We start from the raw sequence: 18933 nt of genomic DNA, 5'->3' as shown, positions 1-18933 counted from the left end.
GGGTTCCGGTCGGGCGTACTAGGCTGAGCCTCGTCCTTTCCGCCTCCCGCGGCCTGACCGCGCAAGGAGAATCACGTGTCTGCCAACGAGCCCTCGAAGCCGACTCCCCCCGTCCCCGCACCGCCGGCCGTGCCGATGCCGAGAAAGGCGCCGAGCCCGGCTGCCCTCGCGCCCGTCGCCCCGGTTCCGGCCGCGTCGTCGACGTCCGCCGAATGGGGCCGCGTCTCCGACGACGGCACCGTGGAGGTCCGCGAAGGCGAGACCTGGCGTGTCGTCGGCCAGTATCCGGATGGCACGCCCGAAGAGGCACTCGCCTACTTCGTGCGCAAGTTCGACGACATCGCCTTCAAGGTGCGCGCCCTGGAACAGCGTCAGCAGTCGGGCGGTGCCTCCGCGAGCGACCTCGCGAAGCAGGCAGGGCACCTCATCGACGAGGCGACCGACGCCGCCGCCGTCGGTGACCTCGCAGGCCTCCGTGAGCGTCTGAACACACTCACCGCCTCGCTCTCCGAAGCGACCGAGCAGGAGGCGCAGCAGGCGAAGGAGCTGGTCGACAAGGCGATCGCCGACCGCACCGCTCTCGTCGAGAAAGCCGAGGCCATCGCCGCGCGCGACCTCAGCAAGGTGCAGTGGAAGCAGGTCACCGCCGAGCTCGGCGAGCTGTTCGACGCCTGGCAGGCCCAGCAGCAGGGCGGCCCCCGGCTCTCCAAGGGCATCTCGCAGCAGCTCTGGAAGCGGTTCCGCGACGCGCGATCCATCGTCGACAAGCAGCGGCGCGCGTTCTACTCGGAGCTCGACGACGCACACAAGAGCGCCAGGGACGCGAAGACGCGACTCGTCGAGCGCGCCGAGGCTCTGGCCCCTCGCGGCACGGACGGCATCCCCGCCTATCGCACTCTTCTCGACGAATGGAAGGCTGCCGGACGCGCAGGTCGGAAGGCGGACGACGCACTCTGGGCACGGTTCAAGGCCGCCGGCGACGCCCTCTACGCGGCACGCGCCGAACAGGCTGCTGCTGAGGAGGCCGACTCCGCTCCGAAGATCGAGGCACGCCAGGCTCTTCTCGAGGAAGCCAAGGCCGTCGCGGACGAATCCGACATCAAGCGTGCTCGCGCGCTGCTGACACGGATCCAGCGTCAGTGGGACGAGATCGGGCGCATCTTCCCGCGCGAGAAGGAGCGTGCTCTCGACGACAAGCTCCGCGCGATCGAGCAGGCGCTGAAGGGCCGCGAAGACGTCGACTGGAAGCGGAACAACCCGGAGACCAAGGCGCGCGCGAACGACATGAGCTCGCAGCTTCTCGAGGCGATCGAGAAGCTCGAGGCCGAGGTCGCCGCTGCCGAGAAGGCCGGAGACGAGAAGGCCGCGAAGGCGGCGGCCGACGCGCTCGAAGCCCGTCGCGCCTGGCTGAGCGCCCTCGGCGGCTGATCACTTCTCCACAGGTCTCCGCGACCACCGAGCACGCGGGGTGCGCTGCGCCAGACTGGCGTGATGCACCCCGCGTTCCTCTATCTCCCCGGCGAGCGATTGAGCCAGAGCGAACTCAGCGCCGCGCGCATCGATGGACACGTGGTCGAGATGGGCGACGCCTACGTCCCCGCCGACCTGGTGGAGGGACCGGACGTCCGAGCGAGCAGCATCGCCGCACTGATCCGTTCCGGCACCGCGGCGTCCCACCAGACGGCGGCATGGGTCCACGGTGCGGGTGATGCACCACCAGCGGTGCATCACGTCAAGCGCAGCACGGACCGCAGGATACGCCTCGGCGCCAGCTCGCGACTCGTCTTCCACGACACGGTGCTCCCCGCGACAGACATCGCCATGATCGGCGGCGTCGCGGTCTCGCGCCCCGTGCGCACGATGCTCGACCTCGCCACGACGCTGCATCGCGATCCCCGTGTTCTGGCCTGGATGGACCGCCTCGCGCTCGTCTTCCCCGGTGTCGCGGATGCTGCAGCGGACGCCCTCCGCGAGGTGCGGCGCGTGCCGGGGAGCAGAGCCGGGCTGTCGGCGTTGCGGCGGGTCTCGCTCAGGAGGAGGTGACGCGGTACACGTCGTACACGGCGTCGATCCTGCGCACCGCATTGAGCACACGGTCCAGATGCACGGCATCGCCCATCTCGAACACGAACCGGCTCAATGCCAGACGCTCATCGGTCGTCGAGACCGTCGCCGAGAGGATGTTGACGTGGTGCTCGCTGAGCACGCGCGTGACATCCGAGAGCAGGCCGGAGCGGTCCAGCGCTTCGACCTGGATCTGCACGCGGAACACGCTCTTCGTGGTCGGTGCCCACGAGACGTCGACGAAGCGGTCCTGTTCCGAGCTGAGGGCCTTGACGTTGACGCAGTCCGCCCGATGGACGGAGACCCCGCTGCCGCGCGTGACGAACCCGACGATCTGATCCCCGGGAACGGGAGTACAGCATTTCGCGAGCTTGACGAGGATGTCGTCGGCGCCACGCACCAGCACACCCGAGTCCCCGGAACGGGGCTCACGGGTCTGCACGCTGCCGGGAAGATCGATGGCCCCGGTCGATGGATCGTTCGCAGCCACGAGTGCGGTGACCTTCTCCAGCACGGACTGTGTGGAGACGTGCCCTTCGCCGACAGCGGCATAGAGCGCCGAGACGTCTTCGTAGTGGAGGCCCCTGGCCACCTCGGCGAACGAGTCCTGGCTCATCAAGCGCTGCAGCGGCAGGTTCTGGCGACGCATCGCGCGGGCGATCGCCTCCTTGCCCTGCTCGATCGCCTCTTCCCGGCGTTCCTTCGTGAACCAGCCGCGGATCTTGTTGCGGGCGCGCGTGCTGGCGACGAAACCGAGCCAGTCCTGGCTGGGGCCGGCATCGGGATTCTTCGAGGTGAAGACCTCGACCACGTCACCGCTCTTGAGCTCCGACTCGAGCGGTACCAGGCGGCCGTTCACCTTGGCGCCCATCGTGCGATGGCCGATCTCGGTGTGCACGGCATAGGCGAAGTCCACCGGCGTCGCGCCGGACGGGAGTCCGATCACCCGACCCTTCGGAGTGAAGACGTAGACCTCTTTCGCGCCGATCTCGAAACGGAGGGAGTCGAGGAACTCACCCGGGTCGGCGGTCTCCGCCTGCCAGTCGGAGATATGCGCGAGCCACGCCATGTCGGTGTCGGAGGCGCGCACCTCGGTCTTGCCGCCGCCGTTCATGCGCTCCTTGTACATCCAGTGCGCTGCGACGCCGTACTCGGCCTGGTGGTGCATCTCGTGCGTGCGGATCTGGATCTCGACCGTGCGCCCCGCGGGGCCGATCACCGTGGTGTGCAGCGACTGGTAGAGGTTGAACTTCGGCGTGGCGATGTAGTCTTTGAAGCGACCGGGCAGCGGGGTCCACCGTGCGTGGATGGCGCCCAGCACCGCGTAGCAGTCGCGCACGGAGGCGACGAGCACGCGGATGCCGATCAGGTCGTAGATGTCGTCGAACTCGCGGCCGCGGATGACCATCTTCTGGTACACGGAGTAGAGCTGCTTCGGGCGGCCGACGACCTTGCCGCGGATGCGGAGATCCCGGAGATCCTCGTCGATCTCCTCGACCACCTGGTTCAGGTACTTCTCGCGCTGGGGAGTGCGTTGCGCGATGAGGCTGTGGATCTCGTTGTAGATCTTCGGGTGGAGCACCGCGAAAGAGAGGTCCTCGAGCTCCGACTTGATCGCCTGGATACCGAGACGATTCGCCAGGGGGGCGTAGATCTCGAGGGTCTCCTTGGCCTTCTTCGCCGCCTTCTCCGGCGGGACGAAGCCCCAGGTCCGCGCGTTGTGCAGGCGGTCGGCGAGCTTGATGAGCAGCACCCGGATGTCTTTCGACATCGCGACGATCATCTTGCGCACGGTCTCGGCCTGAGCGCTCTCGCCGTACTTGACCTTGTCGAGCTTGGTCACACCGTCGACGAGCATCGCCACTTCGTCGCCGAACTCCGCCGTCAAATCGGTGAGCGCGTACCCCGTGTCCTCGACCGTGTCGTGCAGCAGGGCCGCGGCGATGGCGCGTGGGCCCAGTCCGAGCTCTGCGAGGATCTGGGCGACCGCGAGCGGGTGCGTGATGTACGGCTCGCCGCTCTGGCGCTTCTGACCCTCGTGCTTCTCCTTCGCCACCGCGTACGCACGTTGGATGACGGAGAAATCGCCTTTGGGGTGGTTGACGCGGACCGTGCGGATCAGGTTGTCGAGGTCGTTGATCCTCGACGCGCGGGAGAAGATGCGGGGAACCAGTCGTCGCAGACTCGAACCCTGCGATGACGTCTGCGGTTCCGCCATCAACTCACCTCCCGATCAGTTCATCCTACGCGTGTGGAGCAGGGCGAGGCCCCGCCCAGGACGCCGTTCAGGCTTCGACGGACGCCCGGCTGCGAGCCTCGCGGATACGCGCGTCCCGCTCCCTGAGCTGCGGCTCGTTCTCGCGGAACAGCGAGTACAGCGGCGCCGCGACGAACAGCGTCGAATAGGTCGCGACCAGGATGCCGACGAAGATCGAGAGCGAGATGTCCGTGAGCGACTCCGCCCCGAGCCAGAAGGCGCCGATGAAGAGCACCGCACCGACCGGGAGAGCCGCGACGACAGACGTGTTGATGGAGCGCACGAGGGTCTGGTTCACCGCGAGGTTCACGGATTCGCCGAAGAGGCGCGCGGACTTCTCCCCGTCCTCCGTCGTGTTCTCTCGAATCTTGTCGAACACGACGGTGGTGTCGTAAAGCGAGTACGCGAGGATCGTCAGGAAGCCGATCACCGCCGCCGGCGAGATCTCGAAGCCGGCCAGTGCGTAGACGCCGACGGTGATCACCAGGACGTCGAGGAGACCGATGATCGCGGCCGCCGACATCTTCCAGGTGCGGAAGTAGATCGCGAGGATGAGGAAGGTGAGGGCCAGGAAGATCGCGAGGCCCCACAGGGACTGCTTGGTGACGTTCTCGCCCCAGGCCGGGCCGATGAAGGACGACGTGACGTCGCTCGGCTCGACGCCGTAGGCATCGGCGAGTGCGTCTGCGACCTGCTGGGTCTCGGCCGCGCTCATCTGGTCGGTCTGGACGCGGATGTCCGTGTCGTTGACGACGACGACCTTGGTGGCGGCACCGGGAACGACGGACTGTACCGCTTCGGTCGCCGTGTCCTGGTCGACGCTGTCCGGCGCCTGCACGGTGAACTGCGACCCGCCGGTGAACTCGATCGAGAACTGGACGGGGCGGAAGAGCGGCACGAGTGCGGATCCCACGACCAGGACGATCGCGATGATGAACCACAGACGGCGCCGGCCCACGAACGGGAAAGAGGTCTTCCCCGAGTAGAGGTTGTTGCCGAACTCATTCATGGAAGGCATCAGGCGTCTCCCTCACTTCCGGCATTGTTCGGTTTGTCGCCCGCGAGCGCTTCGGCACGCTTGCGTTCCGCGATGGTCTGCCTGCGGTCGGCCTCGCCGCGGGAACGTGCGTTCCGCGCCCCGCGTCCCGCGGAGGCCGTGGCCACCTCACGGAACTGAGAGCGGCTGCGGTAGACCGCGCCGAGCGCTTCGGGATCGAGTCCGGAGAGCTTGTGCCCCCCACCGAAGAACCGGGTGCGCGCGAGCAGTTGCATCACCGGGTGCGTAAAGATCACGAAGATGAAGACGTCGATGAGCGTCGTGAGACCGAGCGTGAACGCGAAGCCCTTCACCGTGGCGTCGGCGAGGATGTAAAGCACCAGCGCGGCGAGGATGTTGATGGACTTCGAGATGTAGATGGTGCGCTTCGCGCGGCCCCAGCCGTCTTCCACGGCGGCGGTGATCGACTTTCCGTCGCGGAGCTCGTCTCGTATTCGTTCGAAGTAGACGATGAACGAGTCCGCCGTGAACCCGATCGACACGATCAGACCCGCGACACCGGCGAGCGAGAGGCGGAAGCCGATACGCCACGCGAGGATGCAGATGATGATGTACGTCAGCACGGCCATCACCGCGATCGAGGCGATGATCACCGAACCCAGCGCGCGGTACACGATGAGGGAGTAGATCGCGACGAGCGCGAGGCCGATGAGCCCTGCGATCAAGCCGATCTGGAGCTGCTGGGTCCCGAGCGTGGCGGAGATGGTGTCGGAGCTCTGCACCGTGAAGCTGAGCGGGAGAGCACCGAACTTCAGCTGATCGGCGAGGGTGGTCGCGGTCTCCTGCGTGAAGCTCCCCGAGATACTGGGACGGCCGTCCAGGATCACGCCGTTCATGCGCGGTGCGCTGATCACGTCGCCGTCCAGGACGAACGCGAACTGGTCGCGGGGCGACAGGCCGTCGATGCGGTTCTGGTTCAGGCGTGTGCTGACCTTGCCGAACGCGTCTCCACCCTCGGCGTTCATGGTCAGCTGCACGATCCAGGCGCCGGACTTCTGGTCGCGACCGGCTGAGGCGTCGGTGATCGCGGTGCCGTCGAGCTCCGTGGGGCCGAGCAGGAACTTCTGCGCGTCATCCGGCGAACAGGCGACGACCGGCTGATCCTTCGGCTCCCGCGACGGGTCGTTGTCGGGGTTCGCGCAGTCGTAGGCCTGGAACTCGGCCGCGAGCTTCTCGGTCACCCACGACAGGTCGCTCGCATCGGTCGGCTCAGCCGTCGGCGTGGCGTTGAGCGAAGGATCGGGAGTCGGGAACGGGGTCGAGTTCCCGTCTTCGCCCACGAACTCGGTGCCGGCGGCGTCCGTGTAGAGAACCGGCCGCAGCTCGAGCTGTGCACTGGCCTGGATGCGCTCACGCGTCTGCGCGTCCGCCTCGCCGGGGATCTGGACGACGATGTTCTGTCCGCCCTCGGTCGTGATGTCGGCTTCCGCCACACCCGAGGCATCCACGCGCTGCCGGATGATAGCCGCGGCCTGGTCGAGCTGCTCCTGCGTCGGGGCCGTTCCGTCCTCCGTCTCGGCGCTCAGGACGATCTGCGTCCCACCCTGGAGGTCCAGCGCGAGCTCAGGAGTCCAGGAGCTCGCCGGTGCCCCATCGCTGTCGGTGAAGACGTACACGCCCAGGGAGTTGATGCCGAAGAGCACGCCCGTCACGAGGAGCAGGCCGAGAAGGACCCGCCAGGCGTGACGGACGGGAGAGGATGAAGCCACGTGTGTTCAGCTTTCTGGAAGGACGGAGATCCGAAGAGGCCGCGTCGGCCGCGAGTTACTTGTCGTCGGCGTCGCGCTCGAGACGGGCGCGCGTCTCCTCCGGGGTCTCGACGGCCGGAGCGACCGACTCGTCGAGCTCGGGCTCGTCGAGCACGGTCTCGTCGGTGGCGTCGACCGGCGACTCGACGACCGCGTCCTTGGGCTCGACGACGCGCAGGATGGCCTGGCTGTGGACGTCGATGATCGTCCCCGGAGCGATCTCGACAAGGGCAGGCGTGTCGAGGTCCTCGGGGTCGTAGGAGACGATCGTCCCGTAGATGCCACCCTGCAGGAGCACCTTGGCGCCGGGCACCGTCTTGGTCGCCTTCTCCTCCTGCTCTGCCTTCATCTGCTTCGTCCGCTTACGCGTGTTGAAGATCATGAAGACGAGGAGGACGGCGAGAAGTCCGAAGAGCAGGAATTCCATGGGCATGAGGTAGCGCCTTTCTCAGGTGCACGCTCCAGCCTTTGGGCGCGCGAAGATAACCGGGAAGTCTTCAGCGATTATAGGTCATCCAACTTAAGCATCCCGTCCGGATGCGGAATACCGAGATGGGCGTACGCCTCGGGCATCGCCACACGTCCGCGCGGAGTACGACCGAGGAAGCCGATGCGCACGAGATACGGTTCGACCACGCTCTCCACGGTCTCCGCCTCTTCGCCGACGGCGACAGCGAGCGTGCTCAAGCCCACGGGGCCTCCCCGGAAACGACGGACGAGCGCATCCAGGACGGCTCGGTCGAGTCGGTCGAGACCGATGGCGTCGACGTCGTACAGCTCGAGTGCCGCACGGACGTCGCCGATGTCCGCGGCTCCCCCGCCGTGCACCAGGGCGTAGTCGCGCACTCGGCGGAGCAGTCGGTTGGCGATCCGGGGTGTCCCCCGTGAGCGCCGCGCGATCTCGGAGAGCGAGTCGGTCGGCAGATCGACTCCGAGCACAGCGGCGGAGCGGGCGATGACCTGCTCGAGTTCCGACTCCTCGTAGAACTCGAGGTGCCCTGTGAAGCCGAAGCGGTCGCGGAGGGGATTCGGCAGCAGGCCGGAGCGCGTCGTCGCACCCACCAGGGTGAAGGGCGAGAGCTCGAGCGGGATGCTCGTCGCCCCTGCCCCTTTGCCGACCATGATGTCGATCCGGTAGTCCTCCATCGCCAGATAGAGCATCTCCTCGGCGGAACGGGCCATGCGATGGATCTCGTCGATGAAGAGGACTTCACCGGGCACCAGGCTCGACAACAGCGCCGCGAGGTCGCCCGCATGCTGGATCGCGGGTCCGCTCGACAGCCGCAGCGGCCGCTCGCTCTCGTGCGCCACGATCATCGCGAGAGTCGTCTTCCCGAGTCCGGGCGGACCGGCGAGCAGGATGTGGTCGGCCGGCCGGCTCTGGATGCGCGCAGCCTCGAGCAGCAGTTGCAGCTGGCCGCGCACCTTCTGCTGACCGACGAAGTCGCCGAGGCTGGTCGGCCGCAGTGCGCCCTCGATCGCGAGTTCGGTCTCGTCGGAGGGTTCCGTGGCGTCGAGCGGGTCAGACACGTGCTTGGCCCCCCTGTGCCGGTCCGAGCAGGGCGAGAGTGCGTCGGAGGAGCGATGCCACCGAAGCGCGCTCGGTCTCGGTCGCATCGGCAGCGGTCTGGACGGCCGCGTCGGTGGCCACCTTCTCCGACCAGCCGAGACCGATCAGGGCCGCCGCCACCTGGGTGACGACGTCCGTCCCGCCCGACGCGGCGGGCTTCGGAGCGGCGGCGAGGGCCTGCACCTTGCCCGCGAGCTGCACGACGATGAGCTTGGCTGTCTTCGGGCCGATGCCCGACACCCTTCGGAAGGGTGCGTCGTCCTCGGCCGTCACCGCCTCGGCGATCTGTTCCGCGGTCAGATGTGAGAGCACGCCGAGAGCCGACTTCGGCCCCACTCCGGTGACGCTGATCAGCAGACCGAAGATCTCCAGCTCGCCCCGATCGGCGAAGCCGAATAGCGACAGGGCGTCCTCGCGGACGATGAGGCTCGTGTGGAGGAGCATCTTCTCCCCCACGGTCGCCGTGTGCGCGACATCGGCGGGGACCGCGACGGAGAATCCGACCCCGCCCACATCGATGACGACCTGATCGGCTGTCGCATGCAGGACGACACCGTGCAGTGAGGAGATCATCAGGCCAGCCTACGGTGTCGCTCGTAGATATGTTCGAGCGACACGCTTCTCCGCATCCGCCCATGCTCGCTGGGCGGGGGTCAACGCCCCCTGCCCCGCCGCAGCCGGGCCTCCGCGACGCCACGCGTGACACAGGGCGATGGCGAGAGCATCGGCGGCGTCTGCGGGCTGCGGCAGGGCGTCGAGCCGCAGGATCCGCGAGATCATCGTCTGCACCTGCCGCTTGTCTGCCGCGCCGTACCCGGTCACCGCCGCCTTCACCTCGCTCGGCGTGTGGGTGGCCGCGGGGAGCCCCGATTCGGCGGCGATCAGCAGCGCGACACCGCTCGCCTGCGCGGTGCCCATCACCGTATGGGTGTTCTGCTGGGCGAACACCCGCTCCACCGCGACGGCATCGGGTCGATGCTCGGCGATCACGGCGCGGATGCCGGCCGCGACGACGGCCAGGCGCTCGCCGGGCTCGGCATCGGGCGACGAGCGGATCACTCCGACATGCACCAGCGTGCCGCGGCGCGAGCGGTCGACATCGACCACACCGACCCCGCACCGGGTGAGGCCCGGGTCGATGCCGAGCACGCGCAGAGAGGAGCTCATTCCCTCAGGCTAGGCCGCGGCGCCGACGCGTGCCGTCCGGCGCGCCTAGGCGTCGTCGTTCTCCAACTCCGCCTGCACCTCTGCGGTGAGGTCGAAGTTGGTGAACACGTTCTGCACGTCCTCGCTGTCTTCGAGCGCGTCGATGAGCCGGAAGATCTTGCGTGCGGTGTCGGCGTCGATCTCGACCTTGAGGTTGGGGACGAACTCGACGTCCGCCGACTCGTAGTCGATGCCCGCGTCCTGCAGCGCCGTACGGACGGCGACGAGATCGGTGGCCTCGGTGATGATCTCGAAGCCCTCGGCGTGCGGCTCGATCTCCTCGGCCCCGGCCTCGAGCGCTGCCATCATGACGTCGTCTTCGGTGGTTCCCTCGGAGCCGACGACGATGACGCCCTTGCGACTGAAGTTGTAGGCGACGCTGCCGGGGTCGGCCAGGGTGCCGCCGTTGCGGCTGAGGGCGGTGCGCACCTCGGCGGCGGCACGGTTCTTGTTGTCGGTCAGACACTCGATCATGAGCGCGACCCCGTTGGGCCCGTAGCCCTCGTACATGATCGAGAGGTACTCGACGGCCTCGCCGCCGATGCCCGCTCCGCGCTTGACCGCGCGGTCGATGTTGTCCTTGGGGACCGAGGTCTTCTTCGCCTTCTGCACCGCATCGAACAGAGTCGGGTTGCCCGCGAGATCAGGCCCGCCGAGCTTGGCCGCGACCTCGATGTTCTTGATGAGCTTGGCCCAGGACTTGGCGCGCCTGGAGTCGATGATGGCCTTCTTGTGCTTCGTGGTCGCCCACTTGGAATGCCCGGACATAAGTCTCCGCTCGTCGTATCCGCCCCGGAGCGTGCCCAGGGCATCGTCCATTCTATCGAATCGCCGCAGCCGTCCGAATGGCGCCGTGCGAGAGCGGTCATCCCCTGGTGCCACGACGCGTGCAGGTGTAGTCCTGAGACATGACCGGCGACTCTCCTGACGACAGGGCACGCGCACTCGAGACAGCCCACCGTGCAGCCCTGCGATTCCTCGACTCCATCGACGAGCGCCCGGTCTGGCCTCGAGCCTCACTCGATGACATGCTCGCCGCATTCGGCGGGCCGCTCGCCGAGACGGGCACCGACCCTGCCGAGGTGATCGAGCAGATCGCGAAGAATGCCGATCCCGGACTGGTCGCCATCCCCGGCGGGCGGTTCTTCGGTTTCGTCATCGGCGGGACATACCCTGCCGCACTCGCCGCCGACTGGCTCGTCTCCACCTGGGACCAGAACTCCGGGTCGTCCCTGCTGGCCCCCGCGACGGTCGCCATGGAGCGCATCGCAGGGCAGTGGATGCTCGATCTCTTCGGCCTCCCCTCGACGGCCAGTGTCGGATTCGTCACAGGCGGTCAGCTCGCGAACTTCACCTGTCTGGCCGCCGCCCGGCATGCCGTGCTCGACCGCGCCGGGTGGGACATCGCGGAGAGCGGGATGCGCGACGCACCCAGAGTGCGCTTCGTGGTGGGCTCCGACCGTCATGGATCGATCGACCGCGCGGCGCGTTTCCTCGGTATCGGACGCTCCGAGCTGATCGTGGTCCCGTCCGACGACCAGGGGCGGATGCGCGCCGACGCGCTCGAGTCCGTACTCGCCGACGGCGCGGGTCCGCTCATCGTGTGCCTGCAGGCCGGCGAGGTGCACACAGGGGCGTTCGACGACTTCGACACTCTCACCGTGATCGCGCACATTCATGACGCCTGGGTGCACATCGACGGGGCATTCGGGCTCTGGGCGGCGGCAGCGCCCTCCTTGAGCCACCTGACCGAGGGGATCGCCGCCGCCGACTCCTGGGCGACCGATGCGCACAAGACACTGAACGTCCCGTACGACTGCGGCATGGCCATCGTGCGCGACCCCGCAGACTCCATCGCCGCGTTCCGCACCGGCGGCGACTACCTGATCTACTCGGGTCTCGATCCGTGGGACGTCACCCCCGAGTTGTCGCGACGGGCTCGGGGTGTTCCGGCCTGGGCGGCACTTCGCAGCCTCGGCAGGTCCGGCGTCGCGGCGTTGATGGACCGACTCCATGCGAACGCCCTCCGGATGGCCGCCGGCCTCGCGTCGATCGACGCCGTCGAAGTGCTCAACGAGGTCGAGTACACACAGGTCATGTTCTCCCTCGACTCCGACGAAGGAACCCGTGCGCTCGGCGCGGCGGTCCTGGACGAAGGGACAGCCGCGGTCACGGGCGCCGAGTGGCGCGGTCGTGCGGCGTTGCGATGCTCGATGTCGTCATGGGCGACGACCGCCGACGACGTCGACCGCACGGTGCACGCCATCCGGGATCTCGTGGCAGCACAGCGCATAGCGTGATCTCCCCGGTCGGCCCGTTCGCGGAGTGCTGCTAGCGTCGAGGAACCCGTGCCCGGGGCCGCGACGCTGCGAGCGAAGGGAGCGACACCATGAACGCAGGCGCCGACCGACTCCGACCCGAGTGGTCCGCACTCCCCCTCCTCCTCCGCGCCCGCGTCGTGGATGCGATCGGAGGCCGCTTCGTCAGGGATGCTCCTGCCCAGAGCGGATTCAGCGCCGCCTATGCGGGCGTGGTCACCACGACCAGGGGCACGGCGTTCGTCAAGGCCTGTGCGCACGACGGCCACGCGGACTCCCTCGCCTTCCTCAGGGCGGAGATGCAGGTGCTCACCGTGCTGCCTTCGGAGATCGCTCCGACGGTGCTCAGGGCGGTCGATGAACCGGTCGGCGCAGCGCTCGTGCTCGCCGCCCTCGACGGTCGCCACCCGGGAAGCCCCTGGGTAGCCGATGACCTCCACGCCATCGCGGAGAGCCTGCGGGTTCTCGCCTCGACCTCCGCGCCCGTCGGCATGCCCGATGCCGTTGACGCCCTGGTCCCCGGCTTCACGCGCTGGCGGGACATCACCGAGGACGAGGCCCTGTTCCACGCTCTCCCCGACGGGCTGCAGGCGCGGATCTCCGAGTTGCTGCGGATCGAGCACGGGTTCGGCGACGCCGTCAGCGGTGGGGTGATCGTGCACGGCGACGTGCGCGCAGACAACATCCTCGTGCACGACGGACGAGCACATCTCCTGGACTGGCCGCATGCACTCAGGGGCGCCCCCTGGGTCGACCTCCCCTGCCTGCTGCCGAGCATCGAGGCGTCCGGCGGACCCTCGTGCGAGGACGCCTGGCCGGTCTTCGAGCAGCACGGCGCTCCGCCCGCTGCAGACATGATCGCAGTCATCTCCGGGTTCGCGTCATTCCTCTGGTACGCGCAGGCACAGCCGGACATTCCTCAGCTCCCCGGACTCCGGGCGTTTCAGCGCGCACAGGCGCTCCCCGCGCTGCGCTGGCTCGACGTCCTGCTGACGCAGGCTCAGGTACGTGCGGAGTCGAGGTAGGTCAGCACCGCTCGCACCCGGCGGTTCTCCTCGACCGGCCCGAGGCCGAGCTTGATGAAGACGTTGCCGATGTGCTTGCTCACGGCGGCGTCCGTCAGGGTGAGCGTCGCCGCGATCTGGGTGTTCGACTGACCGTCCGCCATGAGCGCGAGCACTTCACGTTCTCGCACCGTGAGGGTGTCGAGCGGCCCCGGCCGCGAAGAACCGAGGAGATGCCGCACCACTTCAGGGTCGATGACCGTGCCCCCTGCGGCGACGCTCTCGAGCGCGGTGGCGAAGTCGCGCACCCGGTTCACCCGGTCCTTGAGCAGGTACCCGATCGCGCCTTCCGGGAGAGTGAGCAGTTCGCGGGCGTATGTGTCGGCGATGTACTGCGAGAGCACCATGATCGGCTGATGCGGGTGACGGGCGCGGATGCGGAGTGCGGCACGGAGCCCGTCGTCGCTGTTCCCCGGCGGCATGCGGACGTCGGTGATCACGATGTCGGGCAGATCCCCGACATCCGCCGCGCGGCCGAGAGCCTCGAGCAGTCCGGGCGCCGACTGCGCGGTCGCCGTGACGGTATGGCCGAGCCGCTCGAGCAGGGCGGTCAGCGCTTCGCGCAAGAGCGCGGAGTCCTCAGCGAGCAGCAATCGCATTCGGCACCGTTCCGTCCGTGAGCAGGGGCAGCATCATGTGAAGGGTCGTCGGTCCTCCGGCGGGACTCACCACCGCGAACCGCCCGCCGAGTGTCTCTGCGCGCTCGCGCAGGCCCCGTAGTCCGGTGCCGCCGTTCGCATCCGCACCTCCGTGCCCGTCGTCCGTGACGACCATCGACAGCAGACCGAGCTCCACCCGCGCCTGCACGGTGACCCTCGTCGCGACGCTGTGCTTGGCGGCGTTGCTGATCGCCTCGGTCACCAGATAGTAGGCGGCGGTCTCGACCGCGACGGGAAGCCTGCCGACGTCGACCTCGAGACGCAACGCCACCGGGGCACGGTCGGCGAGCTCGTCGAGTGCGGCACGAAGCCCATGGTCCGTGAGGACGACGGGATGGATGCCGCGCACCGTGTCCCGAAGCGTCCCCATCGCCTGCTCCGCCTGGCTCTGCGCGGCCTCGAGAGCCTCGCGAGCGGGCAGTGTGTCTGCACCTCGCGCTTCGAGGTCGTCGAGCTCGAGGCTCACCAGGCCGAGCCGCGCGGCGAGCGTGACGAGTTCCTGTTGCACACCGTCGTGCAGATCGCGCTCGATGCGCCGCCGTTCGGTCTCGAACGCCTCGACGAGCGTCACGCGCGACTGGATCAGACGTTCCATGTTGCGGACGAGCTCGTGCTGCCGCGGGCTGCAGAGCCCGCGCAAGAGCGACGCCTGCCCGGCGGCGAGCACGGCGTTGACGTAGGCGATCGCGCAGACGGCGATCAGCCCGATCGGGACGACCGGCCACCAGGTGTCGGGAGCGACGACCACCCATGCGTCGCCGAAGAGGTTGATGCGCGTGGGGCCGCGGGCACCGGAGACGGCGATGTAGACCAGGAGCACCGCCCCGAGACCCTCGAAGAACAAGACGGCCAGCACGACCCAGCCGATGAGCAGGTCGACGAGCACAGCTGCCGCCTCGCGCCAGGTCGCGCCTTCACTCATCCGCACCGCCAGCCAGATGTGTCGTTGCTCCCGTGCCAGCGGCACGTGCCCCGAGGCCTGGGCGGGAAAGCCGAGCCACCGGGTGCGACGACGCTCGATCGCGCCGATGACGATTCCCCACAGCGGCACCAGCAGCACTGACACGATCAGGACGGGCAGGAGCAGCACCCCGATCACGGCACTGGCCACGAGGTAGAGGAGCACGCGCCACGGCCAGCGTCCGAGCAGGAAACGCCACGGCGCACGCATCATCGCATGCCATACGGTCTCGGCCCCCATGCCTCCACCCTAGGGAGCGGACGCTTCTGCGGCGCTCATCTCCCACGAAGAGTAGACCCAGCTCTACCAGGATCCTCGTCCCCACTCCCTCGCACGGATCGCGGGGATTCCCTGGAATGAGCAGGTGACCGAGCCACTGATCCATGCCGCGAACCTGCACAAGACCTTCCCCGGCGCCGGAAGGAGGCAGCCACGGGTGCCCGTGCTGCGCGGCATCTCCCTGGACGTTCATCCCGGCGAGATGATCGGCATCGTCGGACCCAGCGGATCCGGCAAGTCCACCCTGCTCTCGTGCCTGTCCGGTCTCGAGTCCTACGATTCCGGCACCATCCGTGTCGCCGGTCAGGACCTCGCCGCTCTGCGTCGCGGCGCATTGGCTGCCCTGCCCCGTCGCCACATCGGCTTCGTGTTCCAGTCCTTCAACCTGATCCCGTCGCTGAGCGCACGGGAGAACGTCGCCCTGCCCGCTCGGCTCGCCCGACGCAAGGTGCAGCGCCCGGACGTCGACCGCGCCCTGAGCGATGTCGGATTGACGGACAGAGGCGGCCATCGACCAGGACAGCTCTCCGGTGGACAGCAGCAACGGGTCGCCATCGCGCGCGTGCTGGCCCTCCGTCCGGACATCGTCTTCGCCGACGAGCCCACCGGGTCGCTCGACACCGCCACGGGCGCAGACGTGCTCCGACTCCTGCGCGCCTCGTCCGGGCACGGGCGTTCGGTCGTGATGGTGACGCACGACCTCGAGGCCGCCGCGCTCGCCGATCGTGTTCTCGTGCTCCGCGACGGGACCATCCATGACGAGCTGCGACACCCGACACCGGAACAGGTCTTCGACTCCGTGAGCAGGGCAGGGGCCGGCGCGTGATCCGCCTCGTCCTGAGCGATCTGGTCCGGCAGTCACGAGTGTGGCTCGGCGTCCTCTTCGTCATCATCGCCACCGGGTTCGTCGGGGCGATCACGGCGGGCCTCCTGGAGACCGGGAGCGTCCACGGGGGCGCCGTGCAGGAGGGGCTCTCGAGCACCGCGTCCGCCGTCATCATGTTCACCGTCATCACGGCTCTCGTCGTGCTCGGATCTGCAGCGAACCTCACGATCTCACTCCAGCTCCGCACCTACGCGCTGTGGCAGCTCGTGGGAGTGAGACCGGTTCTCGTCGGCGTCGTCGTCCTCGCCCAGCTCGGCATCGTCGGACTCGTCGGCGCGTTCGTCGGATGCCTCCTCGCCCTCCCCGTCTTCCCGTCGCTGTTCGTCTGGGTGTTCCGTGAGTGGCCGGACATGCAGGGGACCAGCGTGCATCTCGGCGGCGTGAGCATCCTCATCGTCACCGTCGCCATCGGCGTCGTCGTGCTCCTCGGCGGACTCCGCAGCGCGCGGCGCGCAGCCCGCACACCGCCGATCGAGGCGTTGCGTGATGCGGAGCCGCCACGCGTGCGCATGGGCTGGCTCCGGATCGTTCTCACCGTCGCGACGATCGGCGCAGTGGTGGCTCTCGCGCTGAATCTCGACGGCGGCGCATCGATGTCGACGTTCTCCGGGCAGGCCGTGCTGCTGACGCCGCTGATCGCTGCTGTCTTCGCGGCCGCGGGACCTCTCCTGTTCCCGCTCGTCCTGCGCGCATGGACCGCGGCGATACCCGCGCGTGCGTCCGCCACATGGCTGCTGGCCAGGAACTCGGCGCGCTATCGACTCAGCCGCTCCAACGCTGCGATAGGTCCCCTCATGGTGGCGATCGCCCTCGCCGGGGGTCTCTACACGACCGCGCAGACGACGGCCGCAGCGCAGGCCGCCCGCACCGGAAGCGATGCCGGGTTCTCCCTCGCCCCCGAGGGGGTCGTGATCCTGCTCGGCGGCCCGCTGCTCCTGTCCGGTGTCGCCGCGGCCGCCACGGTCTTCATGTCGAGTCATGCCCGAGGACGCGAGTTCGCGCTGATCCAGGCGGTCGGCTCCACGCCGCCGACCATCCTCCTCGTCGCCGTCTGGGAGGCCGTGGCCTACGCCGTGACAGCGGTCATCCTGGGCGCCGCGGCCACCGGCATCGGCGGGTTCCTCATCGCCGATGCGCTCGACCTGCCCGGCGCCGCCGTCTCGTTCCCCGCCATGGGCCTGATCTCCGGCGGCGGACTGCTCCTGCTTCTCGCCGCCACCGTGTTCCCCACTGCCGCGGCGCTTCGCACCGAGGTGCCGCGCGCGCTCGCGGTCGAGTGATGCCACCGGAGCGGCTCGCCGAGCACAGCGCGGCAGCCGGAGGGCCTACCCCTCCCGTGCCGCCCGGAACTCCCGGGCCCTGTCGAGAAAGCGCTCATGGAAGCGGGTCTCGCCGTCGACTTCGGGGTGGAAGCTCGTGCCGAGGAGGGCCCCCTGCTCGACGGCGACGACGGTCCCGTCCGCCAGCGAGGCGAGGACGTGCACGCCTGCACCGACACGGTCGACGACGGGGGCACGGATGAACGTCGCATGCACGGGCGGCGCGCCCAGGGCGGGGACGTCCAGCTCCGTCTCGAACGAATCGTTCTGACGCCCGAAGGCATTGCGGCGCACGTCGATGTCCATCCCGCCGAAGGACTCCTGTCCGTCTATGCCGTCCAGCACGGCGTCGGCGAGCAGGATCATCCCCGCACATGTCCCGTAGACGGGCAGGCCAGAGCCGATCGCATCGCGGATGGGGCGCTGCATCCCGAAGGTCCGGGAGAGCTTGTCGATCACGCTCGACTCCCCGCCGGGAATCACCAGCCCGTCAACGGTCGGCAGCTCCTCGGGCCGGCGCACCAGGGCGACATCGGCGCCGAGTCCGGACAGCAGGGCGGCGTGCTCGCGCACGTCGCCCTGCAGCGCGAGCACTCCGACGCGAGGACTACCAGCCACGCTCGGCGAGGCGGTGCGGAGCGGGGAGGTCGGAGACGTTGATGCCGACCATCGCCTCACCGAGTCCGCGTGAGACCTCGGCGATGACCTTGGCATCGTCGTAGAAGGTGGTCGCCTTGACGATCGCCTTCGCTCGCTCGGCAGGGTTCCCCGACTTGAAGATGCCCGAACCGACGAACACGCCATCGGCGCCGAGCTGCATCATCATCGCCGCATCCGCGGGAGTGGCGACACCGCCCGCCACGAACAGCACGACGGGGAGCTTCCCGGTCTCCGCGATCTCGGCCACGAGCTCGTACGGCGCCTGCAGCTCCTTGGCCGCGACGAAGAGCTCGTCCTTGGGGAGAGCGGTGAGTGCCGCGATCTCACCGCGGATCTTGCGGATGTGCTTCATCGCCTCCGACACGTCGCCGGTGCCGGCCTCTCCCTTCGACCGGATCATCGCCGCGCCCTCGTTGATGCGCCGGAGAGCCTCGCCGAGGTTGGTGGCTCCGCACACGAACGGCACCGTGAAACCGTACTTGTCGATGTGGTTCACGTAATCCGCCGGCGAGAGCACCTCGGACTCGTCGATGTAGTCGACGCCGAGCTCCTGCAGCACCTGCGCCTCGACGAAGTGCCCGATACGCGCCTTCGCCATCACGGGAATCGACACCGCGTCGATGATGCTGTCGATCATGTCGGGGTCGCTCATCCGCGAGACCCCGCCCTGTGCGCGGATGTCGGCGGGGACGCGCTCGAGCGCCATCACGGCGACGGCGCCGGCGTCTTCGGCGATCTTCGCCTGCTCCGCGGTGACGACGTCCATGATGACGCCGCCCTTGAGCATCTCGGCGAGGCCGCGCTTGACGCGCGAGGATCCGGTGGTGGTCTCGGTCATGTGGAACTCCTATCAGGATGATCCGAAAACGGGTTTGATCTAGGTCA

The 18933-nt window shown here is 68.5% G+C and carries 18 protein-coding genes; 6 read left to right on the top strand and 12 right to left on the bottom strand.

Features of this window, described 5'->3' with window-relative positions:
• Positions 1 to 75: 75 nt before the first annotated feature.
• Together AB0E56_RS10840 and AB0E56_RS10835 are read left to right on the top strand one after the other, a co-directional pair.
• Positions 76 to 1428 (top strand): DUF349 domain-containing protein, encoded by a 1353-nt coding sequence (locus AB0E56_RS10840; protein ID WP_359798830.1) that lies wholly within the window; start codon positions 76 to 78, stop codon positions 1426 to 1428.
• A gap of 63 nt (positions 1429 to 1491) precedes the next feature.
• Positions 1492 to 2043, top strand: a complete 552-nt coding sequence (locus tag AB0E56_RS10835) for a type IV toxin-antitoxin system AbiEi family antitoxin (protein ID WP_359798828.1) — start codon at positions 1492 to 1494, stop codon at positions 2041 to 2043.
• Here the strand turns inward: AB0E56_RS10835 and AB0E56_RS10830 are convergent.
• The 8 genes from AB0E56_RS10830 to AB0E56_RS10795 all read right to left on the bottom strand — a co-directional run bounded on the left by AB0E56_RS10830 (position 2030) and on the right by AB0E56_RS10795 (position 10670).
• Positions 2030 to 4282, bottom strand: a complete 2253-nt coding sequence (locus AB0E56_RS10830; protein ID WP_359798826.1) for a bifunctional (p)ppGpp synthetase/guanosine-3',5'-bis(diphosphate) 3'-pyrophosphohydrolase — start codon at positions 4280 to 4282, stop codon at positions 2030 to 2032. The genes AB0E56_RS10835 and AB0E56_RS10830 overlap by 14 nt on opposite strands.
• Positions 4283 to 4349: 67 nt before the next feature.
• Positions 4350 to 5339 (bottom strand): protein translocase subunit SecF, encoded by a 990-nt coding sequence (gene secF / locus AB0E56_RS10825; RefSeq protein ID WP_359798824.1) that lies wholly within the window; start codon positions 5337 to 5339, stop codon positions 4350 to 4352.
• Positions 5339 to 7087, bottom strand: coding sequence for a protein translocase subunit SecD (gene secD, locus AB0E56_RS10820; RefSeq protein WP_359798822.1), 1749 nt, complete (start codon positions 7085 to 7087; stop codon positions 5339 to 5341). The genes secF and secD overlap by 1 nt, the downstream gene beginning before the upstream one ends.
• 55 nt (positions 7088 to 7142) lie before the next feature.
• Positions 7143 to 7553 (bottom strand): preprotein translocase subunit YajC, encoded by a 411-nt coding sequence (locus tag AB0E56_RS10815; RefSeq protein WP_359800045.1) that lies wholly within the window; start codon positions 7551 to 7553, stop codon positions 7143 to 7145.
• Positions 7554 to 7630: 77 nt separating this feature from the next.
• Positions 7631 to 8656, bottom strand: coding sequence for a Holliday junction branch migration DNA helicase RuvB (ruvB, locus tag AB0E56_RS10810; protein WP_359798820.1), 1026 nt, complete (start codon positions 8654 to 8656; stop codon positions 7631 to 7633).
• Positions 8649 to 9269, bottom strand: a complete 621-nt coding sequence (gene ruvA / locus AB0E56_RS10805; RefSeq protein WP_359798818.1) for a Holliday junction branch migration protein RuvA — start codon at positions 9267 to 9269, stop codon at positions 8649 to 8651. Before ruvA ends, ruvB begins: the two co-directional genes overlap by 8 nt.
• A 9-nt stretch (positions 9270 to 9278) precedes the next feature.
• A complete protein-coding gene (gene ruvC / locus AB0E56_RS10800) occupies positions 9279 to 9863 on the bottom strand; it encodes a crossover junction endodeoxyribonuclease RuvC (RefSeq protein ID WP_359798816.1) in 585 nt (194 codons plus the stop codon).
• Positions 9864 to 9908: 45 nt separating this feature from the next.
• Positions 9909 to 10670 carry a YebC/PmpR family DNA-binding transcriptional regulator gene (locus AB0E56_RS10795; protein WP_359800044.1) on the bottom strand — a complete coding sequence of 254 codons (762 nt, stop codon included), beginning with the start codon at positions 10668 to 10670 and terminating at the stop codon, positions 9909 to 9911.
• A gap of 140 nt (positions 10671 to 10810) precedes the next feature.
• Between AB0E56_RS10795 and AB0E56_RS10790 the strand changes: the two genes are divergently transcribed.
• Entirely contained in the window at positions 10811 to 12202 is a 1392-nt protein-coding gene (locus AB0E56_RS10790; protein ID WP_359798814.1) for an aminotransferase class V-fold PLP-dependent enzyme, read from the top strand.
• Positions 12203 to 12291: 89 nt separating this feature from the next.
• Complete coding sequence (locus tag AB0E56_RS10785) at positions 12292 to 13245, top strand: aminoglycoside phosphotransferase family protein (RefSeq protein WP_359798812.1); 954 nt, start codon at positions 12292 to 12294, stop codon at positions 13243 to 13245.
• Here the strand turns inward: AB0E56_RS10785 and AB0E56_RS10780 are convergent.
• Positions 13221 to 13883 carry a response regulator transcription factor gene (locus AB0E56_RS10780; protein WP_359798810.1) on the bottom strand — a complete coding sequence of 221 codons (663 nt, stop codon included), beginning with the start codon at positions 13881 to 13883 and terminating at the stop codon, positions 13221 to 13223. The two genes, AB0E56_RS10785 and AB0E56_RS10780, sit on opposite strands and share 25 nt — an antisense overlap.
• Entirely contained in the window at positions 13864 to 15144 is a 1281-nt protein-coding gene (locus AB0E56_RS10775; RefSeq protein ID WP_359798808.1) for a sensor histidine kinase, read from the bottom strand. Before AB0E56_RS10775 ends, AB0E56_RS10780 begins: the two co-directional genes overlap by 20 nt.
• A gap of 124 nt (positions 15145 to 15268) precedes the next feature.
• On the opposite strand from AB0E56_RS10775, the gene AB0E56_RS10770 reads away from it, so the two are divergent.
• Both AB0E56_RS10770 and AB0E56_RS10765 read left to right on the top strand, forming a co-directional pair.
• Positions 15269 to 16009, top strand: coding sequence for an ABC transporter ATP-binding protein (locus AB0E56_RS10770; protein WP_359798806.1), 741 nt, complete (start codon positions 15269 to 15271; stop codon positions 16007 to 16009).
• Positions 16006 to 17349 (top strand): FtsX-like permease family protein, encoded by a 1344-nt coding sequence (locus AB0E56_RS10765; protein WP_359798804.1) that lies wholly within the window; start codon positions 16006 to 16008, stop codon positions 17347 to 17349. The genes AB0E56_RS10770 and AB0E56_RS10765 overlap by 4 nt, the downstream gene beginning before the upstream one ends.
• Positions 17350 to 17394: 45 nt before the next feature.
• On the opposite strand, the gene pdxT is transcribed toward AB0E56_RS10765, so the two are convergent.
• Positions 17395 to 18006 carry a pyridoxal 5'-phosphate synthase glutaminase subunit PdxT gene (gene pdxT / locus AB0E56_RS10760; protein WP_359798802.1) on the bottom strand — a complete coding sequence of 204 codons (612 nt, stop codon included), beginning with the start codon at positions 18004 to 18006 and terminating at the stop codon, positions 17395 to 17397.
• On the bottom strand, positions 17996 to 18886 hold the full coding sequence (gene pdxS / locus AB0E56_RS10755) for a pyridoxal 5'-phosphate synthase lyase subunit PdxS (RefSeq protein WP_359798800.1): 891 nt from the start codon (positions 18884 to 18886) through the stop codon (positions 17996 to 17998). Before pdxS ends, pdxT begins: the two co-directional genes overlap by 11 nt.
• Between the last annotated feature and the right edge of the window lie 47 nt (positions 18887 to 18933).

It is taken from the genome of Microbacterium sp. NPDC028030, assembly GCF_040637855.1.
Taxonomy (GTDB): Bacteria; Actinomycetota; Actinomycetes; order Actinomycetales; family Microbacteriaceae; genus Microbacterium.
This window is presented reverse-complemented; position numbering and strand designations above follow the sequence as displayed.

Bases quoted from the DNA above. Each gene is read 5' to 3' on its own strand.
- AB0E56_RS10835 (WP_359798828.1), top strand. From the start codon at position 1,492: ATGCACCCCGCGTTCCTCTATCTCCCCGGCGAGCGATTGAGCCAGAGC.
- AB0E56_RS10780 (WP_359798810.1), bottom strand. From the start codon at position 13,883: ATGCGATTGCTGCTCGCTGAGGACTCCGCGCTCTTGCGCGAAGCGCTG.
- AB0E56_RS10830 (WP_359798826.1), bottom strand. From the start codon at position 4,282: ATGGCGGAACCGCAGACGTCATCGCAGGGTTCGAGTCTGCGACGACTG.
- AB0E56_RS10790 (WP_359798814.1), top strand. From the start codon at position 10,811: ATGACCGGCGACTCTCCTGACGACAGGGCACGCGCACTCGAGACAGCC.
- AB0E56_RS10815 (WP_359800045.1), bottom strand. From the start codon at position 7,553: ATGGAATTCCTGCTCTTCGGACTTCTCGCCGTCCTCCTCGTCTTCATG.
- secF (WP_359798824.1), bottom strand. From the start codon at position 5,339: ATGCCTTCCATGAATGAGTTCGGCAACAACCTCTACTCGGGGAAGACC.
- pdxS (WP_359798800.1), bottom strand. From the start codon at position 18,886: ATGACCGAGACCACCACCGGATCCTCGCGCGTCAAGCGCGGCCTCGCC.
- AB0E56_RS10775 (WP_359798808.1), bottom strand. From the start codon at position 15,144: ATGGGGGCCGAGACCGTATGGCATGCGATGATGCGTGCGCCGTGGCGT.
- ruvC (WP_359798816.1), bottom strand. From the start codon at position 9,863: ATGAGCTCCTCTCTGCGCGTGCTCGGCATCGACCCGGGCCTCACCCGG.
- ruvA (WP_359798818.1), bottom strand. From the start codon at position 9,269: ATGATCTCCTCACTGCACGGTGTCGTCCTGCATGCGACAGCCGATCAG.
- AB0E56_RS10785 (WP_359798812.1), top strand. From the start codon at position 12,292: ATGAACGCAGGCGCCGACCGACTCCGACCCGAGTGGTCCGCACTCCCC.
- AB0E56_RS10795 (WP_359800044.1), bottom strand. From the start codon at position 10,670: ATGTCCGGGCATTCCAAGTGGGCGACCACGAAGCACAAGAAGGCCATC.